13 protein-coding genes are annotated in these 21,239 nt (G+C 78.1%); 8 read left to right on the top strand and 5 right to left on the bottom strand.

What is annotated here, in order from left to right:
• The first annotated feature begins 136 nt into the window (after positions 1–136).
• The 8 genes from ACFY61_RS24025 to ACFY61_RS23990 are packed head-to-tail and all read left to right on the top strand — an operon-like array spanning position 137 to position 18,869.
• Positions 137–7,336 carry an SDR family NAD(P)-dependent oxidoreductase gene (locus ACFY61_RS24025; RefSeq protein ID WP_389474895.1) on the top strand — a complete coding sequence of 2,400 codons (7,200 nt, stop codon included), beginning with the start codon at positions 137–139 and terminating at the stop codon, positions 7,334–7,336.
• Positions 7,329–12,302, top strand: a complete 4,974-nt coding sequence (locus ACFY61_RS24020; protein WP_389474893.1) for a beta-ketoacyl synthase N-terminal-like domain-containing protein — start codon at positions 7,329–7,331, stop codon at positions 12,300–12,302. The genes ACFY61_RS24025 and ACFY61_RS24020 overlap by 8 nt, the downstream gene beginning before the upstream one ends.
• Positions 12,295–12,657 carry an acyl carrier protein gene (locus ACFY61_RS24015; RefSeq protein ID WP_389474891.1) on the top strand — a complete coding sequence of 121 codons (363 nt, stop codon included), beginning with the start codon at positions 12,295–12,297 and terminating at the stop codon, positions 12,655–12,657. The genes ACFY61_RS24020 and ACFY61_RS24015 overlap by 8 nt, the downstream gene beginning before the upstream one ends.
• A gap of 11 nt (positions 12,658–12,668) precedes the next feature.
• Entirely contained in the window at positions 12,669–13,493 is an 825-nt protein-coding gene (locus ACFY61_RS24010) for an alpha/beta fold hydrolase (protein ID WP_389474889.1), read from the top strand.
• Positions 13,490–14,728, top strand: a complete 1,239-nt coding sequence (locus ACFY61_RS24005; RefSeq protein WP_389474887.1) for a glycosyltransferase — start codon at positions 13,490–13,492, stop codon at positions 14,726–14,728. The genes ACFY61_RS24010 and ACFY61_RS24005 overlap by 4 nt, the downstream gene beginning before the upstream one ends.
• Positions 14,725–16,692 carry a class I SAM-dependent methyltransferase gene (locus ACFY61_RS24000; protein WP_389474885.1) on the top strand — a complete coding sequence of 656 codons (1,968 nt, stop codon included), beginning with the start codon at positions 14,725–14,727 and terminating at the stop codon, positions 16,690–16,692. The genes ACFY61_RS24005 and ACFY61_RS24000 overlap by 4 nt, the downstream gene beginning before the upstream one ends.
• The gene (locus ACFY61_RS23995; protein ID WP_389474883.1) at positions 16,689–17,630 is read left to right on the top strand and encodes a galactokinase; all 942 of its coding nucleotides are present in this window, start codon (positions 16,689–16,691) and stop codon (positions 17,628–17,630) included. Before ACFY61_RS24000 ends, ACFY61_RS23995 begins: the two co-directional genes overlap by 4 nt.
• Before the next feature lie 51 nt (positions 17,631–17,681).
• A complete protein-coding gene (locus ACFY61_RS23990; protein WP_389474881.1) occupies positions 17,682–18,869 on the top strand; it encodes an alkaline phosphatase family protein in 1,188 nt (395 codons plus the stop codon).
• Positions 18,870–18,922: 53 nt separating this feature from the next.
• On the opposite strand, the gene ACFY61_RS23985 is transcribed toward ACFY61_RS23990, so the two are convergent.
• The 5 genes from ACFY61_RS23985 to ACFY61_RS23965 form a co-directional block, all read right to left on the bottom strand.
• A complete protein-coding gene (locus tag ACFY61_RS23985) occupies positions 18,923–19,495 on the bottom strand; it encodes a GNAT family N-acetyltransferase (protein WP_389474879.1) in 573 nt (190 codons plus the stop codon).
• Between the two features lie 12 nt (positions 19,496–19,507).
• Positions 19,508–20,044: a gluconokinase gene (locus ACFY61_RS23980; protein ID WP_389474877.1), complete on the bottom strand. Its 537-nt coding sequence runs from the start codon at positions 20,042–20,044 to the stop codon at positions 19,508–19,510.
• A gap of 14 nt (positions 20,045–20,058) precedes the next feature.
• A complete protein-coding gene (locus ACFY61_RS23975) occupies positions 20,059–20,772 on the bottom strand; it encodes a DNA alkylation repair protein (protein WP_389474875.1) in 714 nt (237 codons plus the stop codon).
• Complete coding sequence (locus tag ACFY61_RS23970) at positions 20,765–20,953, bottom strand: hypothetical protein (RefSeq protein ID WP_389474874.1); 189 nt, start codon at positions 20,951–20,953, stop codon at positions 20,765–20,767. The genes ACFY61_RS23975 and ACFY61_RS23970 overlap by 8 nt, the downstream gene beginning before the upstream one ends.
• A 69-nt stretch (positions 20,954–21,022) precedes the next feature.
• On the bottom strand, positions 21,023–21,235 hold the full coding sequence (locus ACFY61_RS23965) for a ferredoxin (protein WP_389474873.1): 213 nt from the start codon (positions 21,233–21,235) through the stop codon (positions 21,023–21,025).
• Positions 21,236–21,239 lie beyond the last annotated feature (4 nt).

The following is a 21,239-nucleotide window of genomic DNA, read 5'->3' as shown; positions in this document are numbered from 1 at the left end:
CGCCCGCCGGCCGGCCCCGCGGCCGTCCGGGCGGGGACCCCCGCCGCGCCCCGGCCGCGCCCCGCCACGGCCGTACGGGGCGCCGGGTACCGCCTGCCGCACCCCACCACACGACGCACCCACCGAAGGAGCGCCCGTGACCCCCCAGCCGGACCAGTCCCCCGCCGCCCGCGACCTCGTCGTCGCCGTCGGCCCCTTCGAGGAACCGCACCCGGGCATCGTCGCCGCCGCCGAACGGGCCGGCTCGCTCGGCCTGCTGGACCTGGGCCGCGACCCCGCGGCGGCGCGGCGCGCCCTGTCCCGGCTGGCCGGGCTGGGACGCCCGTACGGGGTGCGGGTGCCGGCCGGCTGCCCGGTCGGTCCGGCCGGGCTGCCGCCGGAGGTGGACACGGTGCTGCTGGCCGACCCGGCCGCGCACCGGGACGCCCGCGCCTGGGCCGCGGACGGCGCCCGCCGGGTCTGGGCCGAGGTGGTCGACGCCGGGGAGGCCGCGGCCGCCGTCGCCGCGGGCGCCTCCGCGCTGGTCGCCAAGGGCCACGAGGCGGGCGGCCGGGTCGGCGGCACGACCACCTTCGTGCTGTTGCAGCAGCTGCTCGCCGGGCCCGCCGGCGGCGTCCCGGTGCTGGCGTACGGCGGGATCGGCCCGCACAGCGCGGCCGCCGCCGTCGCCGGCGGCGCGGCGGGCGTGCTGCTCGACGCCCAACTGGCCCTGACCACCGAGGGCGAGGAGGTGCTGCCGCGCGACGTGGCCGCCGCGCTGCGGGCGATGGACGGCAGCGAGACGGTGGTCGCCGACGGCCACCGCGTCTTCGACCGGCCGGACCTGGACCCGGACCGCCTCCGGCCGGGCATCGCCCACCGGCTCGGCGGCCGCGGCCTGCGCGCCCAGCCCCTGCCAGTGGGCCAGGACGGGGCGTTCGCCGCCCGGCTCGCCGCCCGGCACCGCACGACCGGGGCCGTGCTGCGGGCCGTACGCCGCTCCGTGGCCGAGCACCTGGACACCGCGGTGCGGGCGGGGGTTCTGCGCCCCCGCGACGGGGACCGGCACCTGCCGGTCGCCCAGGGCCCGATGACCCGGGTCAGCGACCGGGCCGCCTTCGCGGCCGCCGTCGCGGACTCCGGCGGCGTGCCCTACCTGGCGCTCGCCCTGACGAGCGGCGCCGGGGTCCGCCGGCTGCTGGCCGAGACCGCCCGGCTGCTCGGGGACCGGCCCTGGGGAGTGGGGCTGCTCGGGTTCGCGCCGCCCGCACTGCGCGCGGAGCAGCTCGCCGCGGTCGCCGGGGCGAGGCCGCCGTACGCGGTGATCGCCGGCGGGCACCCGGGCCAGGCGGCGCAGCTGGAGGCGGCCGGCACCCGCGCGTACCTGCACGTGCCCTCCCCGGGGCTGCTGGAGCGCTATCTCGCCGAAGGCGCACGGCGGTTCGTGTTCGAGGGGATGGAGTGCGGCGGGCACATCGGGCCGCGCGCCTCCTTCCCGCTCTGGGAGGAGCAGGTCGAACGGCTGCTGGCCCACGAGGACGCCGCCGGGCTGGACGTGCTCCTCGCCGGCGGCATCCACGACGCCCGGTCCGCGGCCATGGCCGCCGCGGCCGCCGCCCCGCTGGCCGGGCGCGGCGCCAGGATCGGCGTCCTCATGGGCACCGCCTACCTGTTCACCGAGGAGGCCGTGTCCGCCGGTGCCGTGCTCCCCGGCTTCCAGCGGGCGGCACTGGACTGCACCCGCACGGTGACGTTGCGCACCGCCCCCGGCCACGTCACCCGCTGTGCCGAGTCCCCGTACGCCTCGGCGTTCGCCGCCACCCGCCGGGCCCTGGAGGACGGCGGCGCCGACCCCCGCGAGGTGTGGGAGGAGCTGGAGCGGCTGAACCTCGGGCGGCTGCGGATCGCCGCCAAGGGCCTGCGCCACACCGCGAGCGGCCCGCCCGTGCCCGTAGCCGAGGACCAACAGGCGCGGGACGGGCTGTTCATGCTGGGCCAGGCCGCGGCCCTGCGGGACGCCCCGACCACCGTCGCCGCGTTGCACCGCGAGGTCACGGAAGGGGCGGCCGACCTGCTGGAACGGCGGGCCCGCGCACTGCGGCCCGCCCCCGCCGGGCCGGCCGCCGCCCCCGGACCGCTGGACGTCGCCGTCGTCGGGATGGCCTGCGCCTACCCGGGCGCCCCTGACCTGGCCGCGTTCTGGGCCCAGGTGCTCGCCGGCACGGACGCGGTCACCGAGGTCCCCGCCGAACGCTGGGACCCGGCCCTCCACTTCGACGCCGACCCGGCCCGGGCCGGGGAGCGCACCCCGTCGCGGTGGGGCGGCTTCCTGCCGGCCGTGCCCTTCGACGCCCTCGCCCACGGCATCCCGCCGGCCTCGCTGCCCGGCGTCGAACCGGTACAGCTGCTGGCGCTGGAGATCGCCTCCCGGGCCCTGTCGGACGCCGGTTACGGCCCGGGCCGCGCCTTCGACCGCTCGCGGACCTCGGTCGTCTTCGGCGCGGAGGCCGGCACCGAACTCGCCGGCGCCTACGGCTTCCGCGCCCTGTACCCGGGTTTCCTCGGCGAGCTCCCGCCCGCGCTGGACGCCCAGTTGCCCCGGCTGACCGAGGACTCCTTTCCCGGCGTCCTCGCCAACGTCATCGCGGGCCGGATCGCCAACCGGCTGGACCTGGGCGGGGCCAACTGCACGGTCGACGCGGCCTGCGCCTCCTCGCTGGCCGCGCTCGACCTCGCCTGCCGGCAACTCCGGGACGGTGACAGCGACATGGTGCTGTGCGGGGGTGCGGACCTGCACAACGGCATCAACGACTACCTGCTGTTCGCCTCCGTGCGGGCCCTGTCCCCCACCGGCCGCTGCCGGCCCTTCGACGCCGCCGCCGACGGGATCGCGCTGGGAGAGGGGGTCGCCGCCGTGGTGCTGAAGCGGCTGGAGGACGCCGAACGCGACGGAGACCGGGTGTACGCCGTGGTGAAGGCGGTCGGCGCGGCCAGCGACGGCCGTTCCCTCGGGCTGACCGCACCCCGGCCAGAGGGACAGCGCAGGGCCCTGGAGCGGGCGTACGCCAGGGCCGGTGTCGCCCCGGCCCAGGTGGGGCTGGTCGAGGCGCACGGAACCGGCACGGTGGTCGGGGACAGCACCGAACTGACCGTCCTGACCGAGCTGTTCGGCGAGGCGGGCCGGCCCGGATCCTGCGGGCTGGGCTCGGTGAAGTCGCAGATCGGGCACACCAAGTGCGCGGCCGGGCTGGCCGGGCTCATCAAGGCGGCCCGGGCGGTGCACTCCGGCGTGCGGCCGCCGACGCTGCACCTGGACCGGCCCAACCCGGCCTGGAAGGCGGAGAGCAGCCCGTTCTTCTTCGACTCCGAGGCCCGGCCATGGGCGGCGCCGGTGGAGCGGCGCGTCGCGGGGGTCAGCGCGTTCGGGTTCGGCGGCACCAACTACCACGCGGTGCTCGCCGGCCATCGGGGTGGCACCGAGCCCGCGCACGGGCTGGAGCTGTGGCCCGCCGAACTGTTCTGCTTCGCCGGCGCCGACCGGGAAGCGGCGTCGCGGGCCATGGCGCGGCTGGCGGCCCGCCTGGAGGAGAACGACGCGGTCGGCCGGCCCTGGGCGTTGCGGGACCTGGCGGCCGAGGTGGCCGAGGACGCCGCGATCGCCGCGGCGGGACCGGCTGGTGCGGCGGGTGCCGCGGGTGCGGCCGGGTCGGCGGGTACGGCGGGACCGGCGGGTGCGGCCCGGCCGGCAGATGGGGCCGGGCCGGCGGGTGCGGCAGCCGCCGCCGGCCCGGCACCCGTGCAGGTGGCGGTCGTCGCGGCGGACCTCGACGACCTGGCCGGCAAGCTGGAGCGGGCCCGCGCCTTCACGCCGGGCGAGGGCGTGCACGTACGGGCGGCGGGAGCGGACCCCGGCCAGGTGGCCTTCCTCTTCCCCGGCCAGGGCAGCCAGCGCCCGGGCATGCTGGGCGACCTGTTCATCGCCTTCCCCCGGCTGCGGGAGCTGCTCGACGGGGCTCCCGCGCCGGTGACGGCCGCGATGTTCCCGCCGGCGGCGTTCACTCCCGAGGAGCGGGCGGCCCGGCGGGCGGCCGTGACCGACACCCGGGTGGCACAGCCCGCGCTGGGACTGGCCGGGGCGGCGGCCCACCGGCTGCTGACCTCCCTGGGGGTCCGGCCGGACTGCACGGCCGGGCACTCCTACGGCGAGCTGACCGCGCTGTGGGCGGCCGGGGCCTTCGACACCGCGACCCTGCTGCGGCTCAGCGGCGTCCGCGCGGAGGCGATCCTCGCCGCGGCCGGCGACGACCCCGGAGCGATGGCCGCGGTCACCGCCGAACGCGACCGGGTGGAGGTGGTGGCGCGGCGCACCGGATGCGTGGTGGCCAACCACAACGCACCCCGGCAGTGCGTGCTGTCCGGTCCGGCCGCCGCCGTCGGGGCGGCGCTCGCGGCACTGCACGCGGAGGGGGTGTCCGCCGAACGGATCGAGGTGGCCTGCGCCTTCCACAGCGGGGTGGTCGCCGGGGCTGCCGGCCGCCTCGCCGAAGAGCTGGCCGGGACGGCGGTGGCGGGGTGCGCCGTCCCGGTCTGGTCCAACACCACCGCCCACCGCTACGGCGCCGACCCGGCGGAGACCAGGGAGCTGCTGGCCCGTCAGGTCGCCGAACCGGTGCGGTTCGTGGAACAGGTCGAGGCCATGTACGCGGCGGGCGTACGGACGTTCGTGGAGGCCGGGCCGGGCCGGGTGCTGACGGGCCTGGTCGGCCGGATCCTCGGTGACCGCCCGCACACCGCCGTGGCCTGTGACGTGCCGGGCGAGCCGGGACTGCGGCGACTGCTGACGGCCCTGGCGGAACTCGCCGTGGCCGGGGTGCCGGTGGACGTGGACCCCCTGTTCCGGGGGCGGGCCCGCGCGCTGCCGCGGCGGGCGCCCCGCCGGCCGGGATGGCTGGTCGACGGCCACCTGGTGCGCACCGCCGACGGCGTACCGGTGGCGGGCGGGCTGCGGCCCGTACGGCGGGTGGCGGTGCCCGCCGCCGGGGAGGCCGCCGGCTCCGGCGGCGGGGCGCGGGAGGAGGCGCTGCTGGAGTACCTGCGCGGGGCGCGGGAGCTGGTGGCGGCCCAACGGGACGTACTGCTGGGCTATCTGGGTACCGCTACGGCCCCGGCGTCCGGTGCCGGGCCCGAGGAGGCCGTGCGGGAGACCCCCGCCGTGGTGCCTCTGGAGCCGGTGGTGCCCGGCGCGTCGGGCCGGGATCCGGCGGCGGCGGTCGTGCCGGCGGCGGTGTCCGGTGCGCCCGGGGACGGGGGTCCGGACGGCCCCGGGCCGGGTCCGCTGGACGCCGCCCGACTCCTGGACGCGGTACTGGAGATCGTCCACACGCGCACCGGGTACCCCCGGGACATGCTGGATCCGGATCTGGACCTGGAGGCGGACCTCTCGGTGGACTCCATCAAGCGCGTGGAGATCATCGGCGCGCTGGCCGACCGGGTCGGCCTGCCGCAGGGCGACGGCGGGGACGCGGAGTCGGCGGTGGAGGAACTCTCCCGGATCAAGACCATCCGCGGGGTGGTCGAGTGGATCACGAGCCGCGCGCCCCGGAACCCGTCCGCCGCCGGGGTCACGGCGGCGTCAGGAGCCCTCGCGGCCGCCGGGACCACGGCGGCGTCAGGAACCCCCGCCGCGACCGGCATCCCCGCCGCGACCGGAACCCCCGCGGCGACCGCCGGGCCCCCCGAGGTGCTCACGGCCGCCCCCGCCCCGCCGCCCCTGCCGCTGCGGCGGTACGTGGTGGAGATCGCCCCGGCCGGCCCGACCGCCGCCGCCGACCCGGAACGCGCCCTGGACCAGGGCCTGTTCGGTGTGGTCGAGGACGGCCTCGGGGTGGCCGCCGCCCTCGGGGCGCTGCTGGAGCGGCACGGCGCCCGGGTCCGGACGCTCCGCCCCGAGCACCTGTCGGCCGCCGGCCCGGACCCCGTGGACGGGCCCGTCGGATCCGACGGATCCGACGGATCCGACGGATCCGACGGACCAGGCGGACCAGGCGGACCGGGCGGACTCGGCCGACTCGGCGCTCTCGACGGCCTCGACGGGCTGATCGACCTCTCCGCGCTGCGGACCGCGCCCGGCCCGGTGCTCCCGGGCACCTTCCCCGGGCTGCGCCGGGTCCTGGTCGCCGGGGCCCGCCGGCTGCTCCTCGTCACGGGTTCCGGAGGGTCCTTCGGCCGGGACACCGGCGGGAGTCCCGACCCGCTGCCCGGGGCCGGCCTGTACGGCTTCGCCCGGAGCGCGGCCCTGGAGTACCCGGGGAGCGTGGTGCGGGCCGTCGACACCGACCCCAAGGAACGCCCGGAGCGGATCGCCGCACACCTCCTGGCCGAGCTGTGCACCGCCGGCGGCCCCGCCGTCGTGGGCTACCGGGACGGTGTGCGCCGGGAACCTCGTGCGGTCGAGGCGCCGCTGCCGGCCGACGCGCCGGCCCGGATCCTGGAGCCCGGGGCGGTGGTCCTGCTGACGGGCGGGGCCCGCGGGATCACCGCCCGGGCAGCCCTGGTCCTGGCCCGGGCCACGGGCTGCCACATCGAACTGGTCGGCCGCACCCCGGAGCCGGCCGGGGAGGAGGACCCGGCGCTCGCCCACGCGGAGGACCGGGTGGCGCTGCGGGCCGCGCTGATCTCCCGCGGACTGCGCACCCCCGCCGAGATCGAGGCCGCCGCCTCCCGGGTACTGGCCGACCGCGAGGTGCGCGCGAGCCTGGCGGCGCTGGCGGGGGCGGCCGCGTCGGTCCGCTACCACTGCGCGGACGTCACCCGGGAGGAGTCCGTACGGAAGGTGGTCGCGGACGTGCGGGCCCGGCACGGCCGTCTCGACGGGATCGTGCACGGCGCCGGGATCCTGCGGGACGGGCTGCTCGCCGACAAGGACCCGGAGGCCTTCGCCGAGGTGTTCGCCACCAAGGTGGACGGCGCCCGGCACCTGGCCGCCGCGGCCGCCGAACACGGCGCGGGCCCAGCCCCCGGGTTCCTCGCCCTGTTCGGGAGCGTCGCCGGTGTCCACGGCAACCGCGGCCAGGCCGACTACGCCGCCGCCAACGACGCGCTGGACACCCTGGCCCACGCCTGGGCCGCGACGGGCTTCCCCGGCCGGGTCCTCGCCCTGGACTGGGGCCCGTGGGCCGCCGAGGCCGGCGGGATGGTCACCCCCGAGCTGGAACGCGCCTACGCCCGGCGCGGCATCCCGCTGATCCACCCCGAGGCCGGCACCGCCGCCTTCCTCGCCGAACTCGAACACGGCCGGGACACCCAGGTGCTGCTGCTGGCCCCCGGCGGCGAGGAGGGGGTCCGGGCCGATGGCTGAGCTCCGGAACGGGCCGCGCCCCACGGACGCGGCGATCGTGGGCATGGGCGCCGTGTTCCCGGGTGCCCCGGACCTCGCCGCGTACCGGCGGAACCTGCTGGCCGGTGCCGACGCCATCGGCGAGGTGCCGCCCGGCCGCTGGGAGCCGGAGGTGTACTACGACCCGGGGGGCGCGGCCGGACCCGCGCGCAGCGACCGGTTCTACTGCCGGCGCGGCGGGTTCGTGGACGGGGCCGCCGGCTTCGACCCGACCCGGTTCGGGATCATGCCGAGCGCCGTGGAGGGGGCCGAACCCGACCAGCTCCTCGCCCTGCACGCCACCGCCGAGGCGGTGGGCGACGCCGGCGGAGCGGACCGGCTGCCGGCGGACCGGTCCCGGATCGGGGTGGTCCTGGGCCGCGGCGGGTTCATGGGGGTGGCCACCGCCCGCCTCGACCAGCGGGTGCGTACGGCCCACCAACTCGCCCTCACGCTGCGGGAGATCGCGCCCGAACTGCCCGCGGAGCGGATCGCCGCGGTCCGGGAGGCGTTCCAGGGCGCCCTGGGGCCCGAACGCCCGGACGCCTCGATCGGGCTGGTGCCCAGCTTCACCGCCGCCCGGATCGCCAACCGGCTCGACTTCCACGGGCCCGCCTACACCCTCGACGCGGCCTGCGCCTCCTCGCTGCTCGCCGTCGACCAGGCGGTGGCCCTGCTGGGGTCGGGGCGCTGCGACCTGGTCGTCGCCGGGGCCGTGCACCACTGCCACATCGCCACGCTGTGGAGCGTGTTCACCCAGCTGCGGGCGCTCAGCCCGAGCGAACGGATCCGCCCCTTCGACCGGCGTGCCGACGGGACCCTGCTGTCGGAGGGGACGGGCGTGGTGCTGCTGAAACGCCTGGCGGACGCCGAACGGGACGGCGACCGCGTCTACGCGGTGGTCCGGGGGGTCGGCGTGGCCGGCGACGGCCGGGCCGCGAGCCTGATGAGTCCGCTGGTCGACGGTCAGGTGCGGGCGCTGGAATCGGCCTGGCGGGACGCCGGCCTGGACCCGCGGCAGCCCGGCGCGCTGGGGCTGCTGGAGGCGCACGGCACCGGCACGCCGGTCGGTGACGCGGTCGAACTCGCCACCCTGGGCCGCGTGTTCGGCCCGGACGCGGGCTCCTCGGGGCGGGTGGCGCTGGGCTCGGTGAAGTCCATGGTGGGGCACACCATGCAGGCGTCCGGGATGGCCGGGCTGATCAAGGCGGCGCTCGCCGTGCACGAGGGGGTGCTGCCACCGACCCTGCACCTGGAGGAACCGCACGCGGACTTCGCCCGTACCCGCATGCGGCCCGTGACGGAGACCGAGCCGTGGGAGCGGGGGCCGGGGGGCGGGCCGCGCCGGGCCGGGGTCAACGCCTTCGGCTTCGGCGGGATCAACGCGCACGTGGTCCTGGAGGAGGCACCCGCGGCCCGGGCCCCGGCCGCGGCCGGGGCCGGGGCCGGGGCCGCGGCCGGGGCCGGGGCCGGGGCCGCGGCCGGGGCCGGGGCCGCGGCCGGGGCCGGGGCCGCGGCCGGGGCCGGGGCCGGGGCCGGGGCCGCGGCCGGGGCCGGGGCCGGGGCCGCGGCCGGGGCCGGGGCCGGGGCCGGGGCCGGCGTACCGGTCCGGCCGGTCCGGCGGCCGGCACCCGCGCCCGCGGCCCGCACGGCCCCGGGGCGCGCGGAAGGCCCCGTCCGCGGCGGCACCGCACCCCGGCCGGAGACGGTGCTGCTGCTCGCCGGGAACAGCCCGGAGGAGCTCGCCCGGCGGCTGGAACGGTCGCCGGCGGACGGCCCGTACGACGGCACCGATCCGGTCGGCGGCCGGCCGGACGGCGGCGGCCCGGAAGGTCCCTGCCGGCTGGCCCTGGCCGGACCCACCCCTCAGCGGCGCGCGCTGGCCCTGCGGGTCCTGGAGCGCGGCCGGGCCTGGCGCGGGCGGGGCGACGTCTGGTTCACCCCGCGCCCGTTGCTCGGCCCGTACGCCGAGCGGCCCGGCGGCGGCCGGGTGGCGCTGCTCTTCCCCGGCCTGGAACCGGAGTTCGCCCCGGACACCGGCGACGTCGCGGAGCGGCTGGGACTTCCCCGGCCCGTGCTCGGCGGCAGCGGCGAGCTGATCGGGCGCGCCCTCGACGCGATCGCCGCCGGCCGGTTCTTCGCCCGCGCGCTGCCGCTGATCGGCGTCGAGGCCGACGTGCTGGCGGGGCACAGCCTCGGCGAGTGGGCGGCGATGGTCGTGGCCGGGATGTACCCGCAGGAGGCCGTCGACACCTTCCTCGGGTCGCTGCGGCCCGGCGCGCTGCGGGTCCCCGACCTGGTGTACGCGGCGGTGGGCTGCGGGGCCGGGCGGGCGGCCGCCGCCCTCCACGGCCTGGACCGGGTGGTGGTCAGTCACGACAACTGCCCGCACCAGTCGGTGGTGTGCGGGGCGCCGGAGCAGGTCGCGGCCGTGCTGGACCGGCTCCGCGCGGAGGGGGTCCTCGGGCAGGAACTGCCGTTCCGGTCCGGGTTCCACACCCCGATGTGGGAGCCGTACCTGGGGCAGGTGCGGGCCGCGTTCGAGCGGCTGCCGCTGCGCGCGCCCCGGCTGCCGGTGTGGTCCGCCACCACCGGCCGCCCCTACCCCGCGGACCCGGGCGAGGTCCGCGAGCTGGTCGTCCGCCACCTCCTGGAGCCGGTGGACTTCCGGGGCCTGGTGCTGCGGCTGTACGAGGAGGCCGGCGTACGGGCCTTCGTCTCGGCGGGTCCGGGCAGCCTGGCCGGGTTCGTGGAGGACACCCTGCGCGGCCGTGACCACGTGGCGGTGAGCGCCTCCGCGCCGCGGCTCGGCGGACTGGCCGGCCTGCGCCGGCTGGCGGCGGCCCTGTGGGCCGAGGGGCTCTCGCCGTCCTGGCCGCTCCTGCTGGACGCGCCCACCCCGGCCTCCGCCCCCACGCCGGCCTCCACGCCCGCCCCGGCCTCCGCCCCCACGCCGGCCTCCACGCCCGCCCCGGCTGCCGCGCCCACGCCCGCCCCGGCGCCCGGACCCGCGACAGCCCCGGCCCCGGCCCCTGCCCCCGCCCCGCCGGCGCCCCGTACGGGCGGCCCTGCCCTCCTCGACCTGGGGTCGCCGCTGGTGCGGCTCGGGGCGGCGGCACGGCAGCTGGGCGTACCGGCGTCGGGCGGCGCCGCGAAACCGCCGGGCGAGTCCGCGGTGACGGCCGGCGGAGGGGCACCGCCCCGCGTGCTGACGGCGCTGGACGCCGTCCTGGCCGAGACGCGCGCCGCCACGGCCGCCGTCACCGGTGCCTGGACCCGCGCCCCCGCCCCGGGACCGGCCGCCCCCGGACCGGCTCGCCCCGGCCCGCGGGACCCCGCCGGGGCCCGCCCGTACGAGGAGACGCGCGTCCTGTCGACCGGCACCGTGCCGTACGTCCTCGACCACTGCGTGTACCTCCAGTCCGAGGACTGGCCGCACGACTCCGACCGGTTCCCCGTGGTGCCCATGACCACCATGCTGGAGCTGGCCGCCGGGGCCGCCCTGCGGACCCTCCCGCCCGGGGCCTCCGCGGTCGTCACGGGCTACTCGGAGGTCCGGGCGCTGCGCTGGCTGCCCGTCGCACCCGCCGCCGAGGTCCGGATCACCGCGCACCCCGCCGGCGACGGCCGGGTACGGGTGCGCGTCGGGGACTGCGCGAGCGTCACCGTGCTGCTGGAGGCCCGGCACCCGGCGCCGCCCCCGGGCCGCGGTCCGGTGCCGCTGACGGCGGAGCGGCCGGCGCCCGTCAGCGCCGCGGCGCTGTACCGCGACCGGTGGATGTTCCACGGCCCCCGGTTCGCGGGCGTGCACGAGGTGACCGCCGTCGCCGAGGACGGCATCCGCGGGGTCCTGCGCGCGCTGCCCTCCCCGGGGGCGCTGCTCGACGCGGCAGGTCAGCTCCTGGGGCACTGGATGCAGCTGCGGCTCGACCGCGACCGGCTGGTGTTCCCGGCCGCCCTGGAACGGATCACCCTGTACGGTCCGCCGCCGCCCGACGGGACGCTGCTGGCCGCGACCGCCCGGATCCGTGAGGTCCGCGCCGGGTCCGTCCGCGGGGACGTCGAACTGCGGACCCCCGACGGCGCGCCGTGGGCCCGCCTGGAGGACTGGACGTACCGCAGGTTCGCGGCCGACGAGCGGGTGTGGCCGATGAAGTTCACCCCGGAGGTGTGCGGGATCGGCGAACCGCAGCCCGGCGGCTGGTGCGCGGCCGCCCGGCGGTGGACCGATCCCGCCTCCCAGGAGCTGGTGATGCGCCGTTACCTGGGTGCGCCGGAGCGGGCCGCGTACGAGCGGCTGGGTCCGCGGGCCCGCTCCGGCTGGCTGCTCGGGCGGATCGCCGCCAAGGACGCGCTGCGCCGGCTGCTGTGGGACGGAGGGGCGGGGCCGGTGTTCCCCGCCGAGGTGACCGTCGGGAACGACGCGTCGGGCCGGCCGGTGCCCGGCGGCCTGGCCGCCGGCCTGCGGCTCTCCCTGGCGCACAAGGAGCTCCTGGCGGTGGCCGTCGCCCACACGGGCGCGGACGTCGGCATCGACGTGGAGGTGGTGACCGGGGACCCCGGCGCGCTCCGCCGGATCGCCCTCACCCCGGACGAGGTCCTGCTCGCCGAGGAGCTCGCGGCCCGGGACGGGACCGGCCTGCCCGCGGCGCTGACCGGCCTGTGGTCGGCGAAGGAGGCCGCCGCCAAGGCGGAGGGCACGGGCCTGGCGGGCCGCCCCCGCCAGTGGGCCGTGACCCGCGGGCCCGGCGGCGGGCTGTACGTCACCTCCCCCGCCGGGCGCCGGCACCTCGTCCGGACCGCCGTCCACGAGGTGGCGCCCCGCCCCGCTGCCGCGCCGGTGCCCCACGTGGTCGCCTGCACGGCCGTGCCCGCCGTTCCCCTCGCACGTACCGCCCCGACCGATCCACCCGCCCTCACGACCACCACGGAGACCAGCCATGGCTGACGAAGCGGCACAGGAAACGGCGTCCGGCGCGGCGTCCGCAGGCGAGGCGGCCGCGCTCGCCGAGATCACCCGCATGCTCGTCGGGATCGTCGGCGACGAGTTCCTCCTCGCCGACGAGGTGACGATGAAGACGACCTTCAACGAGGACCTGGCCCTGGAGAGCATCGAGTTCGTCGCCCTCGCCGACCTCCTGCACCGGCGGTACGGCCGCGAGGTGGACCTCATGGGCTTCCTCGCCGAGAAGGACATGGAGGAGATCCTCGCCATGTCCGTGGGCGACCTGGTGCGGCACATCGACCGGGTCACCCGGACCGCCCTCGCCGCGCGCGGCGCCAGCCCCGCCTCCGCGGCCTGACGGCGCCCGCGATGGCCGAGGTCCTCGTCGACTCGCTGCGCTTCCACGTCCAGCGGCTGCCCGTCCCCGACACGGGCGGGGAGCCCCCCGGACCGGCCGTGGTCTTCCTCCACGGGCTGGTCGTCGACAACCTGTCCAGCTTCTACTGCCCGCTCGCGGTCCCCGCCGCCCGGGCCGGCCACGAGGTCGTCCTGCACGACCTGCGCGGCCACGGCATGAGCGAGCGCCCGCGGACCGGGTACGACAGCCGGACCGCCGTGGCCGACCTCGTGGGGCTGCTCCGCGCCCTGGGCCTCGCGGGGCGGCCGGTGCACCTGGTCGGCAACAGCTACGGCGCCACGCTCGCCCTGCACACGGCTCTGGCCAGGCCCGGCCTGGTCGCCGGACTGACCCTGCTGGAACCACCGTCGAGCGGACCGTGGGTGGAGAACATGGTGGACACGCTGTCGGTGGCCGCGCTCAGTCTGGAGGACAGCCCGGTGCCCGCCGAGCTGTCCTCCCTGCGGCTGCGGAAGGCGGCCCGGCTGACCGCCATCGCCGACTCGCTGCTCAACCACACCTCCCTGATCGACGACATCGCCTCGGGCCGTGCCTTCGGCCCGGCGGACTACGCGCGGCTGCGCTGCCCGGTGCTGGTCGTGTGCGGGGAGCACTCGGAACTCGTGCCGGGCGCCCGGGAGCTGGCCCGGTACGCGCCCGAGTGCACCCTGCGGATCCTGCCCGGCCTCGGCCACGACGTGCTCAAGGAGAGCAGCGGGGTGCTGCGGGAGTCGGTGCTCGCCCACCTGGCGGCAGTGGCCGGCCGCACCGCCCGTGAGGGGGTGCCGGTCCGGTGAGGTTCCTGTTCGCGGTACCGCCGCTGGCGGGACACGTCAACCCGACCCTCGCCGTGGCCGCCGAACTGGCCGCCCGGGGGCACGACACCGCATGGACCGGGCCGCCCGAGGTGCTCGCCGGTCTGCTGCCCGCGCACGCCCGGCTGTTCCCCTCCGGTTCGGCGGCGGAAGCGGCGGAAGCGGCGGAAGCGGCCGCGCGGGCGGCCGGGCCCGGCCCGTCCCCGGTCGCGGGCGGCTACGAGGCGCTGCACGGCCGCTGGCGGGACCTGCGGGGCGTCGCGGCCCTGCGGTTCCTGTGGAGCCAGGCGCTGCTGCCGCTGGCCCGGGCCATGGTTCCGGGGGTGGAGCGGGCCGTACGGGCCTACCGGCCCGACGTCGTGGTCGCCGACCAGCAGGCGCTGGCGGGGCCGCTGGCGGCCCGGCGGCTCGGCGTGCCCTGGGTCACCTCCGCCACCACCTCCGCCGAGTTCACCCGGCCGTTCGCCGACTTCCCGAAGGTCGGCGAGTGGGTGGCGGACCAGGTCGCCGCCCTGGTCGCGGAGTACGGGCCGCCGGACCAGGTTCCGGGTGGCCGGGGCTTCGACCCGCGGTTCTCCGACCGGCTGGTGCTCGTGTTCTCCACCCCCCAACTCGTGGGCGCCGACGAGGAGTTCCCGGCGCACTTCGCGTTCGTCGGGCCGGCCCTGGGGTCCCGGCCGCCGGGCGGCGAGTTCCCCTGGTCCCGGCTGGACCCGGACCGCCGGCGGGTGCTGGTCTCCCTGGGCACCCTCAACCAGGAGGCGGGCAGCAGGTTCTACGCCCGGGTCCTGGAGGCCGCCGACCGGCTCGCGGACGACGTCCAGCTGGTGCTGGCCGCGCCGGCCGCGCTGACCGGACCGGTCCCGGAGCACGTCGTGCTCCGGGACACCGTGCCCCAGCTCGACCTGCTGCCGCACCTCGACGCCGTCGTCAGTCACGGCGGCCACAACACGGTCTGCGAGGCGCTCGCCCACGGGCTGCCGCTGGTCGTCGCCCCGATCCGGGACGACCAGCCCATCGTCGCCCGGCAGGTGGCCGCAGCCGGTGCCGGGGTGCGGCTGCGGTTCGGCCGGGTCCGCGCCGAGGACCTGACCGGGGCGCTCGCCTCGGTGCTCGACGATCCCCGGTACCGCCGCGCGGCTCGGCGGATCCAGACCTCCTTCGCCGCGGCGGGTGGTGCCGCCGCCGCGGCCGACCGGTTGGAGAAGCTGACATGACCCCCGTCCCGCACGGCCGCTGGGTGTCCGGCGCCGCGTTCCTCGCCCTGGCCGCCGGTACGGCACGGGCCCGCCGCAGGCTGCACGCGCTGGCGGTGCTGCCCGCCCCGCCGGCCGGCGGGCCCGCGGAGGACTCCGGCCGGTACCGGCTGGTCGCCGCCGAGGGGGTGCTCGCCGGCCCGGACGTGCTGCGGGCCGCCCGCGCCCACGCGGAACGCGAGGGCCTGGAGGTGCTGGAGCTGCTGCCGGAGGACCTCGACGCGGAGCGGGCGCTGGGGCTGCTGCGCCTGCTGGACCCCGCGGCCTACCGCCGGGACCGGCTGGCCTGCGGGAGGGGGGCGGGAACGGCGTTGCTGGCCACCGCCGAGGTCCTGGCCCGGGCCGGGATCGACCCCGACGGCCGCCGCGGGGCCCCGGAACTCCTGGGACTGACCCGCCGTCTGAAGGAGTACGCCGCCGGCACCACCGACCTGGCCGTCGCCCCCGGCCTGCGCGCGCCCGCGCCCGGCCCCGGCGCGGACGGCGGGCTGGAGGAGCTGTACGCCCAGGGCCTGCCGCCGGGCCCGCTGGCCGCCGCCCGGCTGGCCGGCCTGGCGCTGCTGGCGGCCGGCGCGGTCCGGCACGGCCGCTGGGGCCTGGCCGCCGCCGCGCTGTACTGGGCGCAGCCCTGGCTGGTGCTCGGCCCCGGCGGGCCGCTGCGGCCGGCCGGACTGGGCCGGGCGACGGCCGCCCGGCCCGTGCGCTCCCTGCACGGGGCGCTGCGTACGGCCGTGGCGGCGCGCGCCGTGGCCGCGGCGCGGCGTTCGGCCGGACCGGACGCCGTCCGCGCGGCCTGGTACGCGGCGGAACTCGCCGCCGGCACCGACCGGTTCTTCGAGCCGCGCCGGGCCGACTGCCCCTGGTGCGGGGCGGGCGGCCTGCGCGTACGGGTACGGGTGCCGGACCTGCTCCAGGGCAAGCCCGGCCGGTTCGTCCTGGAGGAGTGCGAGGCCTGTGGGCACGTCTTCCAGAACCCCCGGCTGACCCCGGCCGGCCTGGACTTCTACTACCGCGACTTCTACGACGGGCGCGGCGGCGAGGGGGCCGGGGCGGTGTTCGGGCGGCTCGGCGGGCACTACCGGGCCCGCGCCGCGATGCTCGCCCCCCACGCCACGCCGTCCTCCTGGCTGGACGTCGGCACGGGCCACGGCCACTTCTGCGCGGCCGCCCGCGACGTGTGGCCGGAGACCCGGTTCGACGGGCTCGACATGGGCGACGGGGTGGAGGAGGCGGAGCGGCGGGGCTGGGTGCGGGCCGGCTACCGGGGGCAGTTCCCGGAGCTGGCTGCGAAGCTGGCCGGACAGTACGACGCGGTCAGCATGTACCACTACCTGGAGCACACACGTGATCCGCGCGCCGAGCTCAGGGCGGCCGCCGAGGTGCTGGTGCCGGGCGGTCACCTGCTGGTGGAACTGCCCGACCCGCAGTCGCGGACGGCACGGCTGCTGGGCCCGCACTGGCTGCCGTGGTTCCAGCCCCAGCACCAGCACCTGGTCCCGGCCGCCAACCTGCGGGAGGCGCTGGCCGAGTGCGGCTTCACGGTGCTGGCGGAGGAGCACGGCCCGGCCCACCAGCACAACGACTTCGTGGGGGCGCTCGTCCTGACCGTCAACCGGCTCGCCCCCGACCCCGACAGCCCGTGGGCCGCCGCGACGGGCCCGGCCGTACGCGCGGTCCGGCAGGCGGTACGGGCCGCGGCGCTGCCCTGCTTCCCGGTGGCGGCGGCCCTGGACGTGCTGCGCACCGCGGCGGCCCGCGCCACCGACGGCGGCAACGCCTACCGTCTTCTGGCCCGCAGGGAACCGGACGGCCCGGACCGGCCGCACCGGACCGCACGGCCGGACGCACGGGACCTGCCGTCCCGGCGGCCACGGAGGCCACGGAGGCCACGGCAGCCCCGGAAGGACGGAGGGCCCCGGCCGTGACACCCCTGCCCGCCACCACCGGCCCGTCCCCCCACCCGGCACCACTGCCCCTCCCCGACCCGTCCGCACTGGCCCGGCGGGCCACCGCCGATCCGCTGTTCCGGCTGGTGGCGTACGCCCTGGAGACCGCCCACGGCCGCCCTCCGGCCGCGGTCTGGAGCGCCCCGCACGCCTTCCACCTGGGCTCCCCCGGCCTGGTGGCGGCGGCCGGCTGGCCGGTGGCGGCGGCGGCCGCCCCCCGCGCGGACGGACTGGTGCGGCTCAGCTCCCTGGCCCACCCCGCGCAGAGCTGCACCCTGCCGCTGGCCGGGGCCCGGCCGGCGGACGTGCCCCCGTGGGCGGAACGGCCGTACGCCGTGCTGCGGGCCCTGGCCGGCGCCGGACACGGGCGTTCCGGCACCGACCTGCACGTGCACGGCACGCTCACCGCGTCCTCCGGCCTCTCCCTGACCGAGCCCGCCGACTGCGCCGTGGCGCTCGCGGTGGCCGACGCGCACGCCGCCGGCGGGGAGCCGCCGTCCCGGGAGCGCCTCGCCGAGGTCCTGCGTACGGTGGCGCCGCCCGGCGACGAGGCGCTGCGCAGCGCGGTGCTGTACGCCTGGCCGGGGAGCGCGCTGCTGCTCGGCGGCGGCCGCCCCCGCCACGTCCCGTTCGACCCGGCCGCCACCGGCACGCGGCTGGTGCTGATGGCCGCCCGCGGCGGCCCGCTGGACCGGGCCGCCCACCTGCGGGCGGCCGTGGACTGCGCCCGGCGGGCGGGGGCGCTCAGCGCGTGGCCGCCGGGCGAACGGACCCCGCACAGCGTGCTGATGCTGCTGCCGCGGGAACGCGGGACCGCCGTACGCGCCGCGGTCGCCGGGGAGTTCCACGCCCGGCGGCGGCCCGTACCGCGGTTCCTGAACGTCGCCGTGGCCGGCGCGGCCCGGCGCGAGAACTGAACCCGTACCGGAACAGGAAGGAACACCGGCCATGCAGAAGGGAAGACAGCCATGAGTTCCCCCCGCTCCAGGCGGACGAGGACGGTCGGCGGGATCCTCGCCGCCCTCGGCCTGATCACCGCCGCCACCCTGACCGCCTCCGAGGCGTCACAAGCCCTGCCCTCCGCCGCCGCGTCCTCCACCGCCGCGGCCCTGCCCGCCTACGACCACGTCGTCGTCGTGGTCTTCGAGAACAAGCAGTACGGGGAGATCATCGGCAGCGCCAACGCCCCGTACGTCAACCAGCTCGCGGCCGGCGGCGCCAGCCTGACCGGCATGAAGGCGCTCACCCACCCCAGCCAGCCCAACTACTTCAACCTGTTCTCCGGCTCCACGCAGGGGATCACCGGCGACGGCTGCTACGCCCCGCAGTCCATGACCGCGCCCAACCTCGGCCAGGAACTGATCGCCGCGGGCAAGACCTTCGCCACCTACAACGAGGACCTCCCCTCCGAGGGCTCCACGGTGTGCACCAGCGGCCAGTACGCGCAGAAGCACAACCCGTGGTTCGCGTTCAAGAACCTGCCGCTGAACACCGGCAAGACCTGGGCGCAGTTCCCGAAGAACGACTTCGGCGCGCTGCCGCACCTGTCGTTCGTGGTCCCGAACCAGTGCAACGACATGCACTCCTGCCCGGTGAGCACCGGCGACACCTGGCTGAAGAACAACCTGGACGCCTACGCGCAGTGGGCGAAGGCCAACCGGAGCCTGCTGGTGGTGACCTGGGACGAGGACAACTTCCTCGGCTCCAACCAGATCGCCACGGTGTTCTACGGCGCGGACGTCAAGCCGGGCCGGTACGCCACCGCCTACAACCACTACAACCTGCTGCGCACCATGGAGGACCTGTTCGGCACCGGGCACGCCGGGAACGCCGCGACCGCCGTCCCGATCTCGGAGGTGTTCGGGTCCGGCGGTGAGGAGCCGCCGCCGTCGGGCGACCTGAAGGTCGTCGTCCCCGCCGGCGCCACCTGCAAGTTCAACCAGAGCTGCACCGTCCAGATCACCGCCACCGGCGGCAAACCTCCCGTCCGTTACACCGCCACCGGACTGCCCTGGGGCCTGACCCTCGACCCCGCCACCGGACGCGTCACCGGCAAACCCTGGGCCGTCGGAACGGTCCAGATCACCGCCACCGCCACCGACTCCACCGGAGCGAGCGCGAGCGCCACCTTCCCCCTCACCCTCACCTGGTTCTGACCCACCCGGCCGCCCGGCCTCCCCGGCCCCCGTTTCCCCGGGGGCCGGCGGGGTCAGCGCAGGTCGAGCCGCATCAGTACGCGGGGGTGCCCGGCGAGCACCGAGGTGGTGTCCGCGACGTGCACGAACCCGGCGCGTTCGAAGTTGGCGCGGAGTCCCGCGTAGGCCATCGTCAGGTCGACCCGGGCTCCGCGGTTGTCCAGCGGGTACGCCTCGACGACGGGCGCGCCGTGGGAGCGGGCGAAGTCGACGGCGCCCGCGATGAGGGCGTGCGAGACGCCCTTCTTGCGGTGCCCGGGGCGGACGCGGACGCACCACAGGGACCAGACCGGCAGGTCGTCGACGTGCGGGATCGTGCGGCTGCGGGCGAACGAGGTGTCCGAGCGGGGCGCGACCGCGGCCCAGCCGGCCGGCTCCCCGTCCTCGTAGGCGAGCACGCCCGGAGGCGTCCCGGCGCGGCACAGCTCCGCGACGAACTCGCCCCGCTCGGGCCCCCGGAGCCCGTTGTTGACCCCGGACGGGATCCGGTAGCTCAGGCACCAGCACACGGTGGCGCCGGGGGACTTCGGCCCGAGCACGGCACGGACGTCCTCGAACACGGATGCCGGGCGGACCTCGATGCTCATGGCACCAGCCTCTCACGCCGGCGGCGCCCCGCCGGATCCCTCCTCCGCCAGGGCGTGCAGCCCGTCCAGGGCCCGCCGTGCGGTCTCCGCGGGGCTCCCGTCGACGGGCACGGCGAACCCCCGCTCGTCCGGTCGCAGCGGTTCCAGGGCGGCGTACTGGGAGTCCAGCAGCGTGACCGGCATGAAGTGCCCGGTGCGCGCGGCCATGCGGCGGGCGACGAGGTCCCGGTCGCCGGTCAGGTGGACGAACACCGCCCCGGGCGCGGCGGCCCGCAGCCGGTCCCGGTAGGCCCGTTTCAGCGCGGACGCGGCCACCACCCCGCCGCGGCCGGCCCGCTCGCGGGCCCACGCACCGACGGCGTCCAGCCAGGGCCACCGGTCGGCGTCGTCCAGCGGGATGCCGGCGGACATCCTCTCCACGTTCCGCGCCGGGTGGAAGTCGTCCCCCTCCGCGTAGGGGACTCCGAGGCCTTCGGCGAGGAGCCGGCCGACCGTGGTCTTGCCCGTCCCCGACACGCCCATCACGACGACCACAGGTTCCGCGTCCATGCCCCCACCCAACCTCATCGGGTGTCGAGGCGCCGAACGGCCTCCCGGCGGGTGAGGGGGGCGACGCGGCTGCCGTGCCGGTCCAGCCAGTCGGTGACGAACCGCGGGTCGCGGACGGAGGTCTCGCGCAGCACCCAGCCGAGCGCCTTGCGGACGAAGAACTCACGTTCGCCGACGAGCGCGTCCGCGTACCGGGTGAGCCGGCCGGTGTCGGGCCGGCCGGCGCGGATCCCCGGCAGCAGGGCCAGGAGGGCCGAGCGGCGGAGCCAGAAGTCGGGATCGGCGCACCACCGGTCCAGCACGGGGCCGGCGGCCGGGTCGCGCAGGGCGACCGCGCCGGCGCAGTGGACGGCCAGCGGGTCCACCAGCGCCCAGGTCCGGCACTCCCGCAGGAGTCCCTCCACCGGCCCGAGCGCGGTCGCGTCCAGTGCCCGCGCGTACTGCACCAGCAGTTCGACGGCCGCCCAGCGGTACTCGTACACGGGGCCGCCGCCCGGCCCGGGCGCGGCCCACAGGTCCGCGGCGAGGGCGAGGACCTCGGGCGCGGGCCGGGCACCCAGCGTGCGCCGGATACGGGTGACGCAGCCCCGCAGCTCCGGAACGGTCACCCCGAGGTGGTGCAGCCCGCTGCGCAGGTAGGCGCGCTGCCGTCCGGCGCGGGAAGGGTCGGCCAGTGCCCGCACCTCGGCCCGCAGCGCCCCGGCCGCTTCCGGCGGCGGTTCAGTCACCGCCGCCCCCGCCACCGCACGAGGACCCCCCTCCACAACCGGACCCGCCGCCGCAGGAGGACCCGCCGCTCCAGGAACCCCGCTTGCGGCGGCGCGACGCCTGCCGGTCCGTCAGTACCCCGACACCCACCACGACGACACCGAAGACGATCATCAGGAAGATCTCCACAGCGGTCCCCACCTCCTGCTCCCTCCGCGTGCGAGCATGAGGCCCCCGCGCGGCGGCGGCCCGGACACCGCTTGAGCAACTTCAGAGCTTCGGGACCGCGCGGACCGCGATGGCGGCCACCGGACAGGTCCGCGCCGCCTCCCTCGCCAGCTCCGGGTCGGCCCGGGACGCGGCGCCGGGGAGCAGCGTGCTCAGCCCCTCGTCGTCCTGGGTGAAGACGTCCGGGTCGGTCCGCACGCACTGCCCGGAGCCGATGCACCGGCTCCGGTCGATCGCGATGCGGACCGCGTCCACGGCA

This window comes from Streptomyces sp. NPDC012888 (genome assembly GCF_042900645.1).
GTDB lineage: Bacteria > Actinomycetota > Actinomycetes > Streptomycetales > Streptomycetaceae > Streptomyces.
Note: the sequence above shows the minus strand (reverse complement) of the source record. Positions and strands in the feature narration are given on the sequence as shown.

Bases quoted from the DNA above. Each gene is read 5' to 3' on its own strand.
- ACFY61_RS24020 (WP_389474893.1), top strand. From the start codon at position 7,329: ATGGCTGAGCTCCGGAACGGGCCGCGCCCCACGGACGCGGCGATCGTG.
- ACFY61_RS24015 (WP_389474891.1), top strand. From the start codon at position 12,295: ATGGCTGACGAAGCGGCACAGGAAACGGCGTCCGGCGCGGCGTCCGCA.
- ACFY61_RS24010 (WP_389474889.1), top strand. From the start codon at position 12,669: ATGGCCGAGGTCCTCGTCGACTCGCTGCGCTTCCACGTCCAGCGGCTG.
- ACFY61_RS24000 (WP_389474885.1), top strand. From the start codon at position 14,725: ATGACCCCCGTCCCGCACGGCCGCTGGGTGTCCGGCGCCGCGTTCCTC.
- ACFY61_RS23990 (WP_389474881.1), top strand. From the start codon at position 17,682: ATGAGTTCCCCCCGCTCCAGGCGGACGAGGACGGTCGGCGGGATCCTC.
- ACFY61_RS23985 (WP_389474879.1), bottom strand. From the start codon at position 19,495: ATGAGCATCGAGGTCCGCCCGGCATCCGTGTTCGAGGACGTCCGTGCC.
- ACFY61_RS23980 (WP_389474877.1), bottom strand. From the start codon at position 20,044: ATGGACGCGGAACCTGTGGTCGTCGTGATGGGCGTGTCGGGGACGGGC.